The organism is Teretinema zuelzerae, from assembly GCF_021021555.1.
Classification (GTDB): domain Bacteria; phylum Spirochaetota; class Spirochaetia; order Treponematales; family Treponemataceae; genus Teretinema; species Teretinema zuelzerae.
The window spans coordinates 1,076,797-1,096,417 of record NZ_JAINWA010000001.1 but is presented as its reverse complement, the minus strand read 5'-3'; the positions used below and the strand labels follow the sequence as shown (position 1 = coordinate 1,096,417).

The following is a 19,621-nucleotide window of genomic DNA, read 5'->3' as shown; positions in this document are numbered from 1 at the left end:
GGATTGTACAAATATCTGTTTTGGAGTGTCGAAATGACTGCTGTAAAGAAATCCGTTGTAACCGCCGTGTCCATCGCCCTTTGCGTCGTGCTTCCCATGGCCTTTCACGCCGTGCCGAACGCCGGCAGCATCTATCTTCCGATGCATCTGCCCGTTCTTGTCTGCGGCCTCGTGTGCGGCTGGCCGTTCGGACTCTTGTGCGGACTTGCCGGTCCCCTCGTTTCCTCGATGCTGACAGGAATGCCTCCCGCCGCCTTCCTTCCGATGATGATGATCGAACTTTCCGTGTACGGGCTTATGATCGGGCTTCTCTCCCGCTTCATCCGAACCGGCGTGTTTCTCGTCGATGTGTACGCCGCCCTGATTCCCGCCATGCTGATCGGCCGCGTCGTCGCCGGACTTGCGCGGGCCTTCGTGTTCGCTCCCGGAAAAATCACTATGACCATCTGGTTTTCCGGATACTTCGTTACCGCCCTTCCGGGCATCGTCATCCAGCTTGTGCTAATTCCCGCGATCGTCCTTTCCCTCATGCGCGCCGGTCTTGTACCTTCCCGCAGCCGATCAGCCCGTAACGCATAGGATATGCCGATGGAAGCCCTTATCCGGAAAGAAGACATTATCGATTTCTTCAACGAGCGCGCCAGCGAGTGGGACGCCCGCCTCGTGCGCAACGAAGCGGCAATCTCGTATATTCTCGACGCCGCCGGCATAACCGAAGGCGTGCGGGTGCTGGACGTTGCCTGCGGAACGGGAGTGCTGTTTCCCGACTATCTGAAGCGGAAAACAGCCTCCGTGCTCGGAGTCGATATTTCTTCGTCCATGGTAGAAATCGCGAGGAACAAATTCGCTCGAACGGGCGTCGATGTGTTGTGCGCCGACATTATGGAAACGGACCTGAGCGCTTGCTTCGATCGGGTTGTGGTCTATAACGCGTTTCCTCATTTTCCCGATCCGGCCGCGTTGATCGAACGCCTCTGCGGCGTGCTCTCTCCCGGAGGACGGCTTACGATCGCCCACAGCATGAGCCGCGCTCAGCTGGACCGGCATCACAGCGGCGCGGCGAGCGGGGTGTCGGTGGGCCTTATGCACGAGGACGAACTGGCCACCCTCATGGGACGCAAGCTCGCCGTCGATATAAAGATTTCAACGCACGACCGGTTCATCGTTTCCGGCGCGCGGGCGTAAGGAGCAGCTGTATGAGTTCGTTGTACCGCTTCGGTGTTTCGCTGGACAAAAAACTGATAGACGCCTTCGACGCCTTCATCGAGCGCGAACAATATCAGAACCGCTCGGAAGCCATTCGCGACTTGATCCGGGAAACCCTCATCAAAAAGAAGCGGGACGACAACGGACTGGTCGCCGGAGCCGTGGTGATGACCTACGATCATCACCGCCGCGATCTGGCCGAGCGCCTTATGCATGTGCAGCACGACTTTCAGGATTCGATCATTTCCACGCAGCATATCCATCTCGACCACGACCACTGCCTTGAGATCATCGCAGTCCGCGGAAAGGCTCTGGATGTTGAAAATCTCGCTTCTACCCTGAAAGCCTTCGCGGGAGTCACTCATTTAAGTTTGAGCCTTTCCGCCTACGGGGTCGAAGAAGAGTAATTCTGTTTCGCTTTTCTGACCCTTTTTTCGTATATTGAATTCATGCCTTCGTTGAACAGCAACGGAGGGACGATGTGCATATGGAACAGGGGAGACCGATGACCGAAACTCAATTTTTAAGCTTGACACGTTCGCGCGGCATTATCTCGGAGCTTCTCGCTCTCACCGACGAGGCCGAGCGCAAGTTCAAGAACGCGCGTGCCTGGGGATTCGTCGACATCTTCGGAGGCGGTCTCATCACCGATCTCATCAAGCATTCCCAGCTGGGCCGGGCCTCCGACGTTATGAACCTCATTCAGCAGAAGCTCGAACATCTCGGACGGGAACTGTCTTCCGTAGAATCAGCGACGGATTATTCCATGAACATCGGAACCTTTTCCACTCTGGCAGATTTCCTGTTCGACGGGATTATCGCTGACGTCTATATGCAGTCGAAAATTCACGCAAGCCTTGATCAGGTGCGGGAGCTTAGACAGCGCCTTACGGTCCTGGATGAAAAGTTGAGATCTCTTGGAGGTTGATGTATGAAAGCCGCGCGTTATTCAGCAGTTGTGTTATCAGCAATTCTGGCTTTCACCGCGGCAGGATGCGCAAGCGCTCCGTCGACGAAGAATATTCCGGCGGTGGCGTCCATTGATTTCGGTCTTTTCGAAGGACCCTGGTATGAAATCGCGAGGATACCCATTCCGATCGCAGGCGACTGGGTGGGCACGACGGACACCTATATTCGACGAGCGGACGGCGACTGGAATGTGTTGTACGAGGGCTGGAAGGGCGGCTTCGACGGCAAAAAGGGCTCCCTCGGACAACGGCTCCGGGCCGTCGATCCTGTAATTCAGGGAGAGATGGAAGCCAAGCCGTTCCCTTTCGTGTGGATGCCCTACCGCATCGTGTACTGGAACGCAGAAGACGAAACCATGCTCATTACCAGCGGGACGATGAACTACTTGTGGGTGATGGCCCGCGCGCCCCTGCTTGATTCGGCCGTATACGACAGGTTGACGGCAGAGGCCGATCGGCTCGGCTTTGATATAGCTCTGCTTGAAACCGTGCCCCAGCGGCCTGCGGGAGGTTTGTGATGAACGCCTCAATTACCGGAACCCGCAAAATCGCAGCGGCTCTGTCAGTCGCTTTGTTGGCAGGAACCTCCGGATCGCTCGCCGCCCAGTCCGCCGGTTCTGCTGCAGAAAACAAGATCTTGAGATTTTCGTCCGTAGCGACTCGGGGCGGAAAGGTCTCCTACGTCGAAAAGCACGAGTCGGAATATCGCGACGGAAAGATATACCGCGCGAGAACCGATTATCTGAGGGAGAACGGCGAGCCTCTGGCCTACATCGAATCCTACTTTACCGAATCGCTCGCGGCGCCCGCTCACGTGTTCGAAGATTACCGAAACGGATTCCGCCACGGCGTTCGCTACGAAAAGGGAGCCGCGGTTCTTTTCTCCTTCGATCCGGGAACGGACGAAAAAGAAAACCGGAAAGAGGTTGCTCTGACGGGAGACGGCGAGATTCTGATGGTCGGCTGCCAGGGTCTTTTCTATTATCTGCAGGAATACTATCAGGAAGCCAAGCTCAAGGGCCGCGTTCCTCTGAAACTCCTGATCACCGGAACAAGGGAAGTGTACGACTTCGAGCTTGAAGTGCGCGGAGAGCGGAACGGAGTCGCCGAGCTCACGATACATATTCAAAACCGTTTTCTCAGGCTGTTCGCTCCGAAGCTCGAGGTTCGGTACGACATCGGGAAAAGACGGATGCTGTGGTACAAGGGTCTGTCCAATATACAGGACGATCGCGGCAAAATTCAAACTGTCGAAATTGTATACGATTATGCGGATTGACTATTCGCGGAGAGCATGACCCGATGATAGACGTACATGCCCACGCGTTTCCCGATTTTCTTGCCGAGCGGGCCATGGCTTCGCTGACGGCCGATTCAGGAGACTATACGCCCTGTTCCGACGGAACTCTCGCCGGCCTTGCTTCCTCCATGGATGCGTCCGGCGTAGAGCTTTCGTGGATAGCGAATATTGCCACCAAACCGGCTCAAGCGGGCGCGATACTGGAATGGTCCCGTTCCGTTTCATCGGATCGCTTTGTGTTTCTGGGTTCGGTTCATCCCGAGAGTCCGGTTTTCGAAGAGGAGATATATGCCTTCCGCGAAGCCGGCTTTGCAGGGCTCAAGCTGCATCCTCTCTATCAGCGTTTCAACGTAGACGATTCGTCCCTTGCGCCGTTTTTCCGCGCGATACAGGAAAGCGGCATGTTCGTTCTTCTTCACTCAGGATACGACATTGCCTTCGCCGGCGCGGACAACGCCCATCCCCGAAGGATGCGGAAGCTCATAGACCGCTTCCCTGACCTTGATATCATCGCGGCGCATCTGGGCGGGTGGCTGGCCTGGGAAGATGTTCTCGAACAGCTGGCCGGTTCGCCTTGCTATTTCGATACGTCCTTCATCGACGAAGCCGATCCTGCCGTACGCGACGCGATCATAGAACGCTGCGGAGCAGAGCGGATCCTGTTCGGGAGCGACTCGCCCTGGAAGGATCAGCGGAAGCAAATAGAAGCGGTCCTCTCGATCGGCTTGTCCGCCGCTCAAGAATCTCTCGTCTTTTCCGGCAACGCCCGCGCCCTCATGCAGAAACACTCCCGCGCATCACGGTGATCGCCAGCGCATCACGGTGACCGCTCGCGCAACACGGTGACCGCCAGCGCAACACGGTGATCGCCAGCGCATCACGCTTACCGCTCGCGCATCACGCTTACCGCTCGCGCATCACGCTTACCGCCAGCGCAACACGGTGATAGCTAGCACTTACGCTTACCGCCAGCGCAACACGGTGACCGCTCGCGCAACACGGTGACCGCTCGCGCTCACGCTTACCGCTCGCGCATCACGGTGATCGCCAGCGCAACACGGTGACCGCGCGAGCATCACCCTTACCGCCAGCGCCGCACGGTGACCGCTCGCGCATCACGGTGATCGCCAGCGCAGCACGTTTACCGCTCGCTCAAAACGGTGATCGCCAGCGCAACACGGTGACCGCTCGCGCTCACCCTTACCGCCAGCGCCGCACGGTGACTGCTCGCGTAGCACGGTGACCGCTCGCGCTCACCCTGAGCGCGAAAAAAAAACCTTCCGCTTCGGGCAAAAGCCGTTCGGCGGAAGGTTTTTTCAGTTTTCAGCAAACGAGTCCGCCTTTTATCAGGCGGGCTTTTTTTACTTGCCCTGAGCGGCATTCGCTCCGGCGATGCGGCCGAAGACGGTGATGTCGGTCAGCGCGTTTCCGCCGAGGCGGTTGGATCCGTGGATTCCGCCGGTTACTTCGCCTGCGGCGTAGAGTCCGGGGATGACGTTTCCGTTTACGTCGATGACATGGGTTTCAGCGTCGATCTTGATTCCGCCCATGGTGTGGTGGACGGTGGGAACGCGGGCTCCGGCATAGTAGGGACCCTTGTCGAGCGGCACAGAGTAGAGCGTGCGTCCGAAGGCGTCCGGCGTTTTTGAAGCGACGTGCTTGTTGAACTCGGCAACGGTCGCCGCGAGGTTCGCGGGAGGCACGCCGATCTTCTCTGCCAGTTCTTCCACGGTTTCGCCCTTGAATGCGCGTCCGTCGGCGACCAGGCCGTCGATGGTTTCGTTGAAGTTGTTTTTAACGGTTCCTTCGGGATAGGAGTGCGCGTCGACGACGATCCAGAGTTTCTTCTGGGGCTGGTTGAAGAGCGCCAGCGTCATGGTGTCGCGGCGGGCTCCTTCGTCTACGAACCTGTTTCCTTCGATGTTCACGTAGATGCGCTTCTCGACGTCGGTTTCGATGTTTCCGCTCAGGCTTCCGGTTTCGGGGTCTCCGAGGGGGAGGAGCTGGATGTTTTCCATCTGTACGATCGCCGCGTTAACTTCGCGTCCCATCATGATTCCGTCGCCGGTCGCTCCGGGATGGTTTGTGCTCTTGATGGTTTCATCGAGGGTGGGCCACTGCTTGTTGAATTCCTGGCGCATCGCGACGTTCTGTCCGAATCCGCCGGAGGCGATAACGACGCCCTTGTTCGCCTTGACGGTGATCTTGTTGCCGGTTTTGCCCGTGGCTATTACTCCGACGACCTTTCCGTTCTCGACGATGAGCTTCTCTGCTTTAGTATTCAGGCGGACTTCGATTCCCTTGTTCGCTTCGATATAAGCGTTATAGGTTTTGAAGAATCCTGTTCCGACCGGATCGACGGGTTTGTGCGCGCGGGGCCAGAGGCCGCCGGTGACGGTGAAGGGTTCGGGGAGGAATTTCATTCCCATGGACTGAAGCCATTCGACAGACGCCCAGGCGTTTTCAACCAGGGTTTTAACGAGGACTTCGTCTCCCTTCTTGTCTCCGCCTTCATAGGTTTGCTTGAAGTGGAGGGCTACCGAGTCCTTGTTTTTGATCGCGGTTTCGCTTCCTTCGTCTACCGCGTTCATGGCGCCGCCGGCGCTGATGGTGTTTCCGCCCACTTTTGCCATTTTTTCAAGGATGACGACGGTCGCTCCGTTCTGGTGAGCCGAAACTCCGGCCGCCATTCCGGCTCCGCCCGCTCCGATTACGACGACGTCGGCAGAAAGCTCGACATCGGCTTCTTTCTCTGCCGCGGCTCCGGGAACCATCAGTTTTTCGATGTCGGCTCCCGCTTCTTTCAAGGCTGCGGTCGTCGCTTCGATGACGGCTTTGCTGGAGAAGCTAGCTCCGGAAACGCTGTCGACCGCGAGGCTCTGGCTGTCTACGATGGCCTTCGGAATGCCTGAAATCGCCAGATCGCTGATTCCGGGGGTCTCTCCGTGCTTGAGCACGCGGACGCTCGCGATCTTGTTCTTGGTGACTTTAACGGCGACGGTAACGTCTCCGTGATATCCTTTCGCGCTTGCTGTGTACGTACCCGGCGCGTATGTCTGTCCTGTCGGGGCGGCTTTTCCGCCGCACGAGATGAGCAGAGTCAGCGCGCTGATTGCCGCGAAGGCTCTAAAGATGTGTGCAAAGCTGTGTTTGGCTTTCATGATAACTCCTTGCCTCCGACTCTATGAGTTTCAGTATTTAAAGTCAATTTTATTTCAGTAAAAAAAGCACGTTATTTTACTAATTGTTAGCATGAGTTGCAGAAATCTCCATTATTCTCTCTGGACAGCCGGTGTTTCATGAACTACATTTGGCCTAAGTCAAAATATCGGAGGCTTCATTATGAAGCTCTTGTCAAGTTTTCGCGCAAAACTGATCGTCGGTTTCGTTGTTTTGTCGCTCGTAGGCACGGTGGTGGTCAGCACCGCCTCGTATCTTCTTTCCTCACGGCTGCTCCGCGGCGAAGTGCAGGAACGTCTCACCTCGGACGCTCTCAGGCTGTCTGAAACCTATTCAGCCTGGCTCGATATTCAAATAGCCCAGCTTGAAACGATCGCCGCTACGGTTGATTTTTCCGAATGGGACGACGATTTTTACGCCCTCCTTTCAGCCGAATATAAACGGCTCGGGTATAATTCGATGGCTCCGACGGATTTGAGCGGAATTCTCCATCTCGGAGGAGGCCGCAAAGCGGATCTTTCCAGCCGTGCCTATCTGCAGAAGGTGTTGACCACCTCGACGCCCGCTATTTCCGATCCGGTGTTCAGCAATGTTCCGGGAGAGGAGAACCTCTTCACCGTATTGTTCGCCGTTCCCGTGTTCCGCGAGGGGAAACTCTTCTGCACCCTCGTCGCACAGCGGAACGCCGAGTTTTTGAGTTCCACCATATCCAAAATCAGCTACGGCGAGGGAACCGCCAATTATGTTCTGACGTCCGCCGGCATTCCGGTTGCCCACACCGATGTGAGCGAAGTGGTCGATCGGCTCGATGTTCTGAAAGCGGCCGAAACCGACCCCGCGTTCGCATCCCGTGCCCGGGCCACGCAAACCATGCTCGAGAACCAATCCGGAATCGTGCAGTACGAGTACGCGGGAGAACCCCTGATCGCCGGCTTTGCCCGGATTCCTCGCCTCGACTGGGTCGCGGTAGTGACCGTGCCCTCCCGGATCGCGGAGGCCCCGCTCGATTCGCTGAAACGGATGACGGTCATCGCGATCCTTATTTCGCTGATTGTGAGTTTCATCGTGTCTTCGCTATTCGGGACGGCGTTTACAAAACCGATTATGCTTCTTTCTGATCGGTTCTCCGCGATCGCTTCCGGAGAAGCGGACCTCACTCATCGGATAGAATACCGACGAAAAGACGAAATCGGCACCGCAATCTATGGATTCAATACCTTTATCGAACGCCTTCATGGAATAATCCTGACCATGCGGAAATCCCAGGAAGGCCTGGGCTCCATCAGTTCCGAACTGGTGGCGAACGCTCGGGAGTCTGCAAGCGCCGTTCATGAAATTTCGTCCAACATCGAAAGCAGCAGAAAGCAGGCGGCCCGCCAATCCGAACGCGCTATTGCGGTCGCCGAGGCCGTGAATTACATATCGATCGGCATGAGTAAGCTCGACGAATTGGTGGAAACCCAGGTTTCCGGAAATACCGAAGTGGCGGCTTCCGTCGAGCAGATGGTCGGAAACATCGCGTCCGTCACTCAATCGGTAAACCGCATGGCGGACCGTTTCAAGGTGCTTTTGGGAAGCGCCGACGACGGACGCGTCAGGCAGGAAGCCGTCAACGAAAGCGTAGCCGCGATATCCCGGCAGTCAGTCGAGCTGATGGAAGCGAACGAGGCGATTTCATCGATAGCCGCTCAGACGAACCTTCTCGCCATGAACGCCGCGATCGAAGCGGCGCACGCGGGCGACGCGGGAAAGGGCTTTTCCGTCGTGGCGGACGAGATACGCAAGCTGTCGGAGAACGCCTCCGAGCAGAGCAATACGATCGGCAAACAGCTTTCAAATATCAGCAGCAGCATTCAGGGCGTCGTCGCGGCTTCCAGCGAATCCGCGACGGTTTTCGCGGAGATAGCGGAAGGGGTTCAGGCTACCGGATCTCTCGTCAATCAGATCGAAAGCGCCATGTCCGAACAGCGCGAAGGATCTCGACAGATACTGGACGCCCTGCGCGACATGAACGCCGTCGGCGCCGATGTTAAGGAAAACGCTTCCTCGATGAAGCGCTCGGCTTCCGAGTCTCTGGAGTCTATGAAGGAGCTTTCCGATCTTTCGGCGGAAATCCGCAATTCGATGGACGAAATGCTTGCCGGCGCGACCCAAATCCGGACTGCAGCGCAAGTCGTCGCGAATCTCGCGAACGAAACCGGCGAGCACGTCGGTTCGATGAACGAAAAGATCGGCCAGTTTATCGTGTGACGCGCGAAGCCCAGCGCATCGGGGCAAACGCCGGACAGGATCTTTGATAGTCCGGCGTTTATCTTCCTTTAATATGTATACGATTGCATTTTATTGTTGACATTCGAAAGATACAGGTCAAGAATAACAATATAACTGCATCTAAAGGGGTTTTATTGTATGTATTCGTTTTCTTTCAGTGTGGATAATCTTTCGAGCGGCGGATTTTTTCGCTCGATTTCGCGGCTATTCGCCCTGGGTCTGGTTTTTTCGGCCGCCTTTCTGTTGGCTTCCTGCGATTCTTCTTCCTCCGAATCTGCGGACGGACCCGAATGGAGTCTTTCCTGGTCTGATGAATTCGACGGAACCGGCATAGACAGCGAAAAATGGGGATTCGATCTGGGTACGAACGGCAACGGCTGGGGAAATAATGAACTTCAGTTCTTCACCGACAGGAGCGAAAACGCCCGGATCGAAGACGGGTGCCTTGTTATCGAGGCGAAAAAAGAATCCTGGCAGGGCATGGACTATACGTCCGCCCGCCTGAAGACCGGGGACCTCGCGTCTTTCCGGTACGGAAAGATCGAGGCGCGCATTAAGGTTCCCGAAGGACAAGGTCTGTGGCCGGCGTTCTGGATGCTGGGCAACAATGTTTCGAAGGTCGATTGGCCGTTCTGCGGGGAAATCGACATAATGGAAATGGTCGGGGGTTCCGCTTCGGATGACTCTCCGAGAGGCGACGGCGTAACTCACGGCACGATCCATTGGTTCGACGAAACAGCGGGAGCGAAGACCTCGAACGGCAAGTCCCTTGCTCTTGAATCCGGCAAGCTTGCCGACGAGTTTCATGTCTACGGCCTTGAATGGGATCCCGGCGAAATTCGCTGGTACCTTGACGGCGAACAATTCCATAGCGCCGACATTTCCGCGTCGCACATGAAAGAGTTCACACGGAGCTTCTTTTTGATCCTGAATGTGGCGGTGGGAGGGAACTGGCCCGGATCTCCGGACGATGCTACGGCGTTCCCTCAAAAAATGCTCGTCGACTGGATCAGATACTACTCCGACGATTCCTTGTCCGCGCCGATAGAAAAACCCGCGGGCGATTCAGAAGTTCCGGTCGCTAATTTTTACGACGCGGCGATGGATGTTTCCGTTCCCGGACTCGAGACCGGGTTGACGATGCGTTTCGGCGGAACGAATCTTCCTGCTCTGACCCGCTCCGAGGCGGTTTGGACCGGCTCGATAAGCATGAATGCGGCTTTTCCCGGCGGAAACTGGGGCGGCGTGTATTTCAAGCTTCCCGCTCCGAAGGATATGAGTTCTTTTTCCGCCGCAGACGGAGTGTTGAGTTTTGAAATACAGATTCCCGACTCGATCTCCTCCATCGAAATAAAGATGGAAAGCTCGTCCGGAGCAACCTCTGTACAAACCGCCGACTACGCCGCGGAACCCGGAGAGAACGGGTTTGTCCGTTATGAAATCCCGCTCGCGGACTTTACCGCGGTCGATTATTCCGCGGTTACGGTTCCCTTTTCGCTGTGGAATCCGACTGACGGCGACGGTTCGGCCGCCTCGGGCGATGTTCTGGTAAGCAAGGTTCGCTTCGAGTAGCGTTCGCGCGGCAGTGCGAAAGGCCGGGGTATTACCCCCAGCCTTTCGCCGTAGGCCCGTCCGGCGAAAGACGGCTCGTCCGGGATCGGCGTTCGACCGAGTGCGCTGCGGCACAGCGTGTCCGTTTGCCGCCGCCGTCGACCGGGGCGACGCGCCCCTGCAAGGACCTTCGTTTGAGGGGGCTCCGAAATTCCCGCCTTCGCCGATTCAGGCCCTTCCTGCCTCAGTCTTTTTCTTTCCCATGACAGCCGTTACGCGGTGCGTTTTTCCGTCCGGGAAGGCGGGGAGGACGCAGCCGTCGAATGGCGTTCCGTCGATGCTGATCGAGGCGATGCCGCGTTCGGCGCCGTCTGGATTGAGGAATTCGATTTCGTAGCGGGCGCCGCGGAAGGCGCGGGAAATTGAGAAGCGTTTCCACGAGGGGGCGACGCAGGGGTCGAGCTTGAGGCCGTCGTATTCGGCTTGGAGGCCGAAGATGAATTGCGCGAGGGCGCGGTGCATGGTCGGGGCGGTGCCGGTGAGCCAGGTGTGTCCGCCGCGGCCGTGTTCTTCGAGTCCCTTGCCTCTGACGTATTCGGGGTAGACCCAGGGCTCGCAGCGGTAGCGGTCCTGGTCTGCGCTCATGGATTCGGGGAGAGTTCTGACGAAGAGTTCCGCGGCCTTTTTTCCTTTTCCGGCGCGGCACCAGGCTTCGACCAGCCAGGCGTTCAGATGCATGAAGATTCCGCCGTTTTCCTTGATTCCCGGGGGCTCTTTTTCGATGTTCCAGCTTTTTTCGGGCAGCTCTTTCCGTTCGGCGAGGCCCGAGAAGTAGGGGTAGCAGAGCATCGCTCCCCAGCCGGTGTCGAGCTCTTCCGCCGTTTTTTCGAGGAGGGAGGCGGCCTGGTCGCTCGGCACGGTGCCGGTGTTTACGGCGAAGGCCTGGGGTTCGAGGAAGATTTTTCCTTCGCGGTTGACGCTTGATCCGAGGTCGGCTCGGCCGGGGACGGCGGCGAGGGCGCGCTTGAACCAGCCTTTTTCGTCCATCGCGCAGGAGAGCAGGGTCGCGCGGATTTTTTCGGCTTCGGCCCGATAAAAGTTCGCCGGGCGGGCTGCGAGGTTAGCGGGTTGATCGGCGGCGTCAGGCTTGGCGGCGGTCTGGTTGCCTGCGCGTTCGCCGGCGGGTTTGCCGGCTGCGGCCTGATTGCCGGCGGATTTTCCGGCGCGGCGGTCGAGAAGTTCGGCGAAATCCGGAAGGAGGCCGACGAGCTGCTGGGCGACCATTACCGATTCCATTTCGCGCGAGGGCTTGCCGTTAATCCGTTTTTCGTTGAGGTCGTCGTTCCAGTCGCAGTCCTTCATGTAGGGGAGTCCGCGCGGGCTCCTGTCTTCGAGGACCCGGGCGATGCACGCTTCGCAGTGTTCGAGGATCGTGCCGGATTCCGGGGCGTTTTCCGCATCGGATTTTCCGCCGGTTTTTCCGCCGGGCGGAGTTCGTCGTTCGTCCCTGGCCCAGGGAGCTTCTTGGTCGAGGAAGGAGAGGTCTCCGGTTTCCTTGCACCAGGCGATAATCGCCTGCGGGAACCAGAGCGGATCGTCCGAGGCTTCCACCGAAAGATTTCCCGGCTGATCGATGAAGAAGTTGTGGTATGTCCGGCCGTCGGGGAAAATCTGAGCCGCGATCCGGATGAAGAGGTCTTTCATGTCGGCGCTGCGATAGGGCAGGAGGTAGAGGATGTCCTGCAGGATGTCCCGGAAGCCCCAGCCGTATTCGTAGCCGGTGTGGAAGCGGGATTTCATTCGGTTCATTTTCAAAACGATTTCGCATTGATATTGAATCCAGGGGAAGGCGCGGTTGATTTTTTCTTCCGGGCAGGATAGTTCGAGAAGGCCCAGGCGTTTGTTCCACCAGTCCGTCACGGCGGAGAACATTTCCTTTCGTTTCCGCGGATCTTCAGCTTTGCCGCATATGGCTGCAAGCTCCCGCGCGCCGTTGAGGTAGTAGTCGTCCGTCTTTCCGACTGCGAGAAAGACCGCGAATTCTATAGTCTCTCCCGGTTCGAGTTCGATTCTGTTTTTGAATGCTCCGCAGGGCCGGCGCAGCATGACCGTATTCCGGGAGCAAAGTCGGGATTCGAGGATCGATCGCGGCGCCGAGAGGCTGTGGAAGCGGGTTCCCAGAAAGCGTTCCATATCGGTTTCGTATTCAACATGCTCGTCGTTGAGCGTCGATTTGAAGAGGGCGACGTTTCCGAGCATTCCCTGTATGCGCTCGGGATCGGATCCGGCGGGGATTCCGTGGTTTCGTCTGAACACGATTCCCTGCAGGGCGGGGTCGAAGGCGGCTCCGCCGAAGAACGCGTCGTTGTCTCCGGCGAGCAGCCTGACGAGGGCGTCGCCCATGTGCATGGGGACGAAGGGGTAGAGTTCCAGCGTTCGATTGCGCTCGCTCGCGTTCCGCACGCTGATCTCGCGTATCCATCCGTCGAAGTCCATCGGAACGAAGAACTTTTCTTCTATTTCCAGTTCGAGGCAGCTCGAGCGGCTTTCCGCGTATCCGGGCGCGAACGATATTTCGTATTTTTGTTTTTCATGGCGTACCGGCTGCCAGGAAGTGGAGAACGCTTCTCCAGTTTCAGCGTCTTTTACGTAGACCGTTCTCGACAGTTCGTCCGAGTCGTTGAGGTGCACTCTCGTGTCGACGAAGGTATTTTCGTGGGTTCCCTTCGCGTCGAAGCCGCCGCCGGTCGCGGTGATCCCGCAGCAGAATGTTTCCGTGCCTCCCTGTTCCGGGCGTATCAGATAGTGGAGCCATGGCTCGGGCGTCGCGGGGTTCGTGACGGTGAATTTCTTGTTATCCGCGAATCGTCCATACGCATTCTTCATCGGATCCTCCTTTTCCTGCGATTCGTTCTTCCTTTTTCAGCGCGTGGAGAACGGGGTCGAGTTTCGCGTTTTCCGCGAAGGAGTTGAGTTCCTTTTGCGTTGCGGATCCGCGTTCTTCTATGCGCGCGAGTATTAGTTCCGAGAGCGCGTTTTCGTGCGAAGCTTCGTCGCGGAGCCCCTTGCGGTGTATTTCCTTCAGCCGGGACAGCGCTTCCGAAAGCGGAGCTTCGAGAGAGGCAAGGCATTTGAGGTAGACCGCGTTCTTGTTTTCGGTTCCTGAATTGCGGCTGAAGAGGGCGGCCGCGAGTCCGTTCCTGCCGTAGATTCCCCAGAAAAGAATGTCCCGGGTTTCCTTTTCTTCGCGGCGGATCTCGAGACCGTCGAACGCCGGGTCGCCGGCCGCCTTCCTTTCGGCGAAGAACGCTTCCGCGGTTTCGATATCCTTTTTCCAGACGGCGCTTCCGGGTGAGAATTTCGACTTGTCAACGAAATAGGTGTAGACGGTTTTCGAACAGCCCGGCGAGAACGGCGCGATAGCGTCGGGGTCGTTCTCTTCGAGAATGTGTTTGAGGGCGAGCATTCAGGAGAGGAAGCCGTTTCCGGCGCGCAGCGTTTTCGTTCCATCCGGAGTTTTTACCTGGACGGGAATGATGACGTGGCCCGATGATTCCATGCCGGCTATCATCGATTCTCCAGGATGGTTGCAGATCCATTTGTCTCCCACGTCGACGGTAGCCGTTTCGACGGGAAGCCTCTCCTTGAGCGATACGCTCGCCATGATGTCCGATTCCACGGTGAACACGCACTGCTGAGTTCGGGGAAGGCTGCCGTCTTTTTCGCGTCTGCGGTATTCCAGCTCGGCGATGCGGATTCCGCACATGTCTCCGTCGAGCACCGTTACCGTGTCGCGCTCGAGCGAGTAGTGCAGGACGAATCCCCTGTCGCCGTCGCCGTCGAGCGCGGCCGCGAATCCGTCGAGTCCCGCTTTTCGGCTTTCCAGCACGAGCGAGCGCAGAACGGCTGCTCCTTCGAGGGCTTCTGCGCCGGAAAGCGCGCGCAGGCCTTCGATTTCCGCAACGCCGCAGTGACGGTTTATGTTCGAGCCGTTCGGCTTTTCGTTAATGCAGATGTGCGGGATGCCGGAACGTCGAAGCCATTCCGAGGCGATGTCGTGATAGGCCCCGTTCGCCGTATCCAGAAGGAAGGGCATTCCTCCGAGGCGGCGATAGTCTTCTCCGCGGAGCAGCCGGTCGAGAAATTTAAGCGCCCCGGTTTCGTAGCGTACTTCGCGTGCCTTGCGCGGAATCTGTTGTTCTCGCGGACGCGCTTCGAGATTCGCCGCCGGGCGCATCGCGAACATTCTCGCGGAAAGCGCGTACTCTCCGAGCCTTCCTTCCGGAAGGAGTTTTCGTCCGTCGAGGAAAAATTTGATGCCGTTCTGATTCGCGGGATTGTGGCTCGCCGTGAGCATCGCCCCTCCCCGAATGCCGTTTTCCAGCATGTAGAGCGGGACATAGGGAGTTGGGAGGGTTCCCAGAAAATCGACCCTGAGCCCCTGTTTCAGAAAACCTTCGCACATCGCTTTTTCGTACGCGCGGTTATTGGCGGCGTCCCGTCCGTCCGAGCCGGCGGCTGCGCGGTCGTCCGCTTTCAGAATTTCTTCTTCGATCAAGAGCGACGCGAAGGCCTCCGCCGCGCATTCGACAAGGCCTCGAGCGAGCCTGTGTTCGCGCGCAAGCAGGCGGAAGGGATTCCCCTCTTGTGCATCGTCGACGCCCGCGGCGGGTCCGTCCTGATTTTCGAATTCGATTTTTCCGCGAATTCCGTCCGTGCCCATGAAGTTGACCCGAGCGGCCAGCAGCGCCTGCGTTCGGGACTCGTTCGAGTCTGCGAGCGAAAAAAGCATCGCCGCTCGATCGACGTCGAGAAGAACTTCCGATCCGGCGAACAGCGATTCCGCGAAGGAATTCATTTCCGCAAATGCCGGATCTTGCGCCGTTTTCGCCGCAGGCTCGAAGTCCTGATCAATGTAGATTACCATTTCTTACTCCATTATCGCCCGGACTGAATGGGTGCCTTTATCGTAGTATTCGGACGGAATCAGCGAACCGTCGATTTCCTTTCCGTCTATCGCGAGCCTGATTGTCCCCTTTTCCAGTCCTTTAGGATTTTCGAAGCGGAACGAGAACTTCGTTCCCCGGTATGCGCGCACGATGAAGAATTCTTTCCATGAAGGGTCGACGCAGGGAGCTACGTTGAGTCCGGAGAACGAGGGCTGGAGGCCGAGCATTGATTCGACGAGCACGCGATGCCGGGTCGGTGCGGTTCCTGTGAGCCAGGTGTGACCCGCCCGCCCGTGTTCGTTGCTGTCCGGTCCGGATACATACTCCGGATACACGAAGCGTTCAGCCGCGTAGTTCCAGGGATCCGCTTCGCTGCAGACTGCCGGAAGCGTTCTGCGGTATATGTCCGCCGCCCGCTTTCCGTAGCCGAAGGCGCACAGGGACGCGATGTACCAGGATTCAAGATGCTTGAACGCGCCGCCGTTTTCTTTTTTTCCCGGAGCGTTCCGCTTCCAGGGAGCCTTGTCCGCAGGCAGTTTTCCTTGTGCAAGATCGGTTGACGCGCGGCAGATGATGTAGCCGGAAGAATCCGCAAGCTCGCGCTCGGCGATCCGGCTAGCGGTTTCAAATTCTTCCCGGGTCGCGATTCCGCTGTAGCCCGCCCATGCGACCGGCTCGAAGAACACGAGTCCGTCGCCCTCGGCCGATCCCAGATGGGGAACGGATGCGGGATCCGGGCTGAGAAGGCGGATGTAGCGGCCGTCGCGGTCGATGCAGCGCTCGCGAACGGATTTTTTCGTTCGCTCGGCCTTGTCCCGGTACTCAGCGGCCTTTGCGGGGGATTCCCCGATGAAGTCCAGGAGTTCCGCGGCGTCGAGCAGGGCTTTGTACAGCATTTGAGCGGTCATCGTCGAATAGTGTTCGGGATAGCTTCCCAGGTCGTCGTTCCAGTCGGCGTCGAACATGACCGGCAATCCTTCGGAAGACTGGCCCCAAACGCGGTCGAGCGCGGCGTGGAGGCGGCCGAGAACGGTTCCCTGCGCCGGAGCCATTCCTTCTTTTTCATCCGCATAGGCGACCGTTTCTTTCAGAATTCCTGAATCGCCGGTTTCGCGGATATAGTCGCAAACTGCGAACACGAGCCACAGGGGGTCGTCGCAAGCGGCGAAATCCCTGTTTCCGGGAGCGGAGGCGAAGAAGTTGTGGTATACCGTTCCGTCCGAAAACATCTGGGTCGAAACATAGAGGATCATGTCCCGTACGCGCTCCGGATTGTAGGGCAGGAGGGCTCCCAGATCCTGCAAAATATCGCGGAAGCCGTAGCCGTATTCGAATCCCGAATGAAAGCGGCTTTTCATGCGGTTGAGCGCGGCTACCATCGCGCACTGGTATTGCAGCCATTTGAAAGAACTGCAGAGCGTCTGCTCTCCCGGTATGCCGAGGGCGAGAAGCGCCATCTCGTCTTCCCACGCCTTTTTCACCGCGGCGAGCTCCTGTTCGGCCTTTTCGGGCGAGCGGACGATCTCGAGGGCTTCGACGAGCTTCTTTCCTCCGCGCGCGTAGTAATCCTCTGTCGACGCCGCGATGAGGGAAAATACCGCTTTTTTCGTTTCGCCGGGCCGCAGCGTCAGTTCGATCATGACGGTAGACAGCGAGCTGGAGAGGTCTTCGCAGTCGCGTTCCGCTAATCGCTGTTCATCAAGTCCCGCAGGAGTCTTGCCCGCGCTCGCGGCCGCGTACTGGCCGTAAAAATCCTCGTACCGCGTGGACCACGACGCGCAGCCTTCCGAGGTCGTATGAACCAGGACTTTCCCGAACATTCCGTTCAATGCGTCCGGATCGTCCGTGAAGGGAATGCCGTAGTGGCATCTCCATACGAGGGCGTCCCTGTCCGCGTCGAAGCGGCCGCCTCCCATCATCAGCGTGTTGAAGCCTGCGAACTGGATGTCGCGGGCGTCTCCGATGTTGACGGGATTCGTGTTGTATATCCTGAGGGTTCTCGTTCTGTCCGAGGCATTGGAGAATGAAGCGATCTGCAGCATGCCGTCGAAGGATTCTGAAATGAAGGCTTCGGTAGTCACATCGATTCCGTTGCAGGAGGTTTCCGATTCGAGAAAGCCGAAACCGTAGGTCGTCGTAAGCTTCTGGTCGTCGCGAAGAAGGGGATACCATCGGTTGGTGAACGGCTGCTGGCCGTCTTCGGCAATCCACAGATACGGACCGAGCAGGCGGGTTTTGTACGGATCTTCATGCACGAAGCCGTTGAGGAGGTCTCCCTCCTGGGTGCCTATCCGCGCAAAGGACGCGCCGCTGTTCGTGAGACCCCAGCAGAGGGTCTCCAGAGGTTTCTGGTTTCTTCTGGCCATGAGCATGAGCCATGGTTCGCGTGCGCAGTTTCCGGGAGCTTCCGAGAGCCTCGCTTCTCCAGTCTCTAAAAAGGTAAAAGACCCATTGTTTCTTTTGATCGTCATTGTATTGTATCTCCTGTGTCATTATTTATGCTTTCACGTGAAAACAATATACCTGGTTACTGTGTGAAGTCAACGTGAAAATACGGGAATGTTTTAGGTATATTTTAATGAAAACAGGCTTTTTACGATAATATGTGCGATTATTTGTTTGTAAAATAGTGTTTTCACGAGAAAATAAAAACTTGACAGATGAAAGAAGCAGTGCAAACATGGGGTAAGCCTCAAACCGGCTGATATCAGGAGGAGAAAATGCGTAAAGGGTATTCTGTTGTATGCGCGGCGTTGTGCGCTGTGCTTGCGCTTGGCTTCGCATCGTGCGGAGGAGCAAAGGCCTCGAAAGAGACTGTTAAAATCCAGGTTATGGTGGGATTCGGAGGCGGAACCGATCCGTCTCAAATGGCGATTCATGAATCTTTGCAGAAAAACTTCAATGAGACTGTCGGAAAGGAAAAGGGCATAGAGCTCGAATTCGTCACTGTTCAATATGCAGAAGCCGCCCAAAAATTCACCACGCTTCTCGCCGCCGGAATGACGCCGGATATCGTCGGCCCCATCGGCATCTCGGGGGTCGCGAAGTTCATCGATGAATGGTCCGACATTTCCCCCCTCATCGCCAGGGATAAAATCGATTTGTCCGTCTACGATCAGGCACTTGTCAACGCGCACAACTATACGATCGACGGAAAATCAGTCCAGGTCGGACTTCCCATCGGTTTCTATCCGTCCGTATTGTTCTACAACGAAGATATTTTCGACCGGGCCGGTTTGGACTATCCTCCGACTCAATGGGGGACGAAGGACTGGACCTACGAAAAGCTCTATGAAGCGGGGAGAAAGCTCACGATCGACGAGTCCGGAAAGAATCCCGACGACAGCGGCTTCAACAAAGACGCGATCGTTCAGTACGGATACGCCGGCACCGACTGGGCTCCCTGGCGCGCCTTCATCGGAAAGTTCTTCGATAAGAACGGCAAGTCTGTAGCGCTCGGCGTGAGCGAGGACTACAAAACCGCCCGGATGAATACCCCTGAGTGGAAGGCCGCGTTCCGCGAGCTCGAGCGGATGGTCTACACGGATATGCTCCGCCCCCGAGCCGATTCCAGCAACGCCGCGTCGATCTTCGGCGACAGCGATCCGATGGGATCGAACAAGCTCGGCATGTGGGAAATTTTTTCCTGGATCGGCTACGCCTTCGAAGGCTGGGACGCCAACTTCAAATGGAATGTCGCGGCGATTCCGAGCATGAACGGCAAGGTCGTTTCCGCGACCAACAGCGATACCTTCGTTATTCCCAAGACCGGCAAAAACCGCGACAAGGCATGGGAAGTATACAAATGGCTGTTCGCCGAAAAGAACTACGATACATTGGCCAAAAATTACGGCTGCATCCCCGCGATGAAATCCCTCCAGGCAAGCTGGCTTTCCGACCGCGTGAACGGAGTGAAAGACGAATCCGGCGAATGGGCCTGGAATTCCTATCCCCGCCCCGACATCAACTGGCAGGTTTTCCTCGATGCCGGCGCCTATGCGGATAATCCCAACAACGAAGCCTGGGTTCCCAATTACGGCAAGGTCTGGGACGCGATGGAGCTCGCGATGTCCAACATCATTTCCGGCCAGTACAGTTCGATAGACGATCTGGCTGAAAAACTGAATACGGAAGTCCAGGGATATCTCGACGAGTACTGGGCGGCGAAAAAATAGCTCTTCTTTTCTGTAGCGGAG

General features: G+C 57.2%; 15 protein-coding genes. 10 read left to right on the top strand and 5 right to left on the bottom strand.

Going from position 1 to position 19,621, the window contains the following annotated elements; translation table 11 throughout:
• The first annotated feature begins 33 nt into the window (after positions 1–33).
• The 7 genes from K7J14_RS04995 to K7J14_RS04965 all read left to right on the top strand — a co-directional run bounded on the left by K7J14_RS04995 (position 34) and on the right by K7J14_RS04965 (position 4,280).
• On the top strand, positions 34–579 hold the full coding sequence (locus K7J14_RS04995) for an ECF transporter S component (protein ID WP_230753888.1): 546 nt from the start codon (positions 34–36) through the stop codon (positions 577–579).
• Positions 580–588: 9 nt separating this feature from the next.
• A complete protein-coding gene (locus K7J14_RS04990; protein WP_230753886.1) occupies positions 589–1,185 on the top strand; it encodes a class I SAM-dependent methyltransferase in 597 nt (198 codons plus the stop codon).
• Between the two features lie 11 nt (positions 1,186–1,196).
• Positions 1,197–1,613, top strand: a complete 417-nt coding sequence (gene nikR, locus K7J14_RS04985; protein ID WP_230753884.1) for a nickel-responsive transcriptional regulator NikR — start codon at positions 1,197–1,199, stop codon at positions 1,611–1,613.
• 98 nt (positions 1,614–1,711) lie between these two features.
• Positions 1,712–2,134, top strand: coding sequence for a hypothetical protein (locus tag K7J14_RS04980; protein WP_230753882.1), 423 nt, complete (start codon positions 1,712–1,714; stop codon positions 2,132–2,134).
• Positions 2,135–2,137: 3 nt separating this feature from the next.
• Positions 2,138–2,692 carry a lipocalin family protein gene (locus K7J14_RS04975; protein WP_230753880.1) on the top strand — a complete coding sequence of 185 codons (555 nt, stop codon included), beginning with the start codon at positions 2,138–2,140 and terminating at the stop codon, positions 2,690–2,692.
• On the top strand, positions 2,692–3,453 hold the full coding sequence (locus K7J14_RS04970) for a hypothetical protein (RefSeq protein ID WP_230753878.1): 762 nt from the start codon (positions 2,692–2,694) through the stop codon (positions 3,451–3,453). The genes K7J14_RS04975 and K7J14_RS04970 overlap by 1 nt, the downstream gene beginning before the upstream one ends.
• A 23-nt stretch (positions 3,454–3,476) precedes the next feature.
• A complete protein-coding gene (locus K7J14_RS04965; RefSeq protein WP_230753875.1) occupies positions 3,477–4,280 on the top strand; it encodes an amidohydrolase family protein in 804 nt (267 codons plus the stop codon).
• 555 nt (positions 4,281–4,835) lie between these two features.
• On the opposite strand, the gene K7J14_RS04960 is transcribed toward K7J14_RS04965, so the two are convergent.
• Positions 4,836–6,635, bottom strand: a complete 1,800-nt coding sequence (locus tag K7J14_RS04960) for a flavocytochrome c (protein ID WP_230753870.1) — start codon at positions 6,633–6,635, stop codon at positions 4,836–4,838.
• Positions 6,636–6,816: 181 nt separating this feature from the next.
• Here K7J14_RS04960 and K7J14_RS04955 point away from each other — a divergent pair, with 181 nt between their 5' ends.
• Complete coding sequence (locus K7J14_RS04955) at positions 6,817–8,904, top strand: methyl-accepting chemotaxis protein (RefSeq protein ID WP_230753868.1); 2,088 nt, start codon at positions 6,817–6,819, stop codon at positions 8,902–8,904.
• 180 nt (positions 8,905–9,084) lie between these two features.
• The gene (locus tag K7J14_RS04950) at positions 9,085–10,497 is read left to right on the top strand and encodes a glycoside hydrolase family 16 protein (protein WP_230753866.1); all 1,413 of its coding nucleotides are present in this window, start codon (positions 9,085–9,087) and stop codon (positions 10,495–10,497) included.
• A gap of 207 nt (positions 10,498–10,704) precedes the next feature.
• Here the strand turns inward: K7J14_RS04950 and K7J14_RS04945 are convergent, their stop codons facing one another.
• The 4 genes from K7J14_RS04945 to K7J14_RS04930 are packed head-to-tail and all read right to left on the bottom strand — an operon-like array spanning position 10,705 to position 17,896.
• Positions 10,705–13,362, bottom strand: coding sequence for a GH36-type glycosyl hydrolase domain-containing protein (locus K7J14_RS04945; protein ID WP_230753864.1), 2,658 nt, complete (start codon positions 13,360–13,362; stop codon positions 10,705–10,707).
• Positions 13,331–13,942, bottom strand: coding sequence for a hypothetical protein (locus K7J14_RS04940; protein WP_230753862.1), 612 nt, complete (start codon positions 13,940–13,942; stop codon positions 13,331–13,333). The genes K7J14_RS04945 and K7J14_RS04940 overlap by 32 nt, the downstream gene beginning before the upstream one ends.
• Positions 13,943–15,403 (bottom strand): hypothetical protein, encoded by a 1,461-nt coding sequence (locus K7J14_RS04935; RefSeq protein WP_230753860.1) that lies wholly within the window; start codon positions 15,401–15,403, stop codon positions 13,943–13,945.
• Positions 15,404–15,406: 3 nt separating this feature from the next.
• Entirely contained in the window at positions 15,407–17,896 is a 2,490-nt protein-coding gene (locus tag K7J14_RS04930; RefSeq protein WP_230753857.1) for a GH36-type glycosyl hydrolase domain-containing protein, read from the bottom strand.
• A gap of 249 nt (positions 17,897–18,145) precedes the next feature.
• On the opposite strand from K7J14_RS04930, the gene K7J14_RS04925 reads away from it, so the two are divergent.
• On the top strand, positions 18,146–19,600 hold the full coding sequence (locus K7J14_RS04925; RefSeq protein ID WP_230753855.1) for an ABC transporter substrate-binding protein: 1,455 nt from the start codon (positions 18,146–18,148) through the stop codon (positions 19,598–19,600).
• Positions 19,601–19,621: the final 21 nt, after the last annotated feature.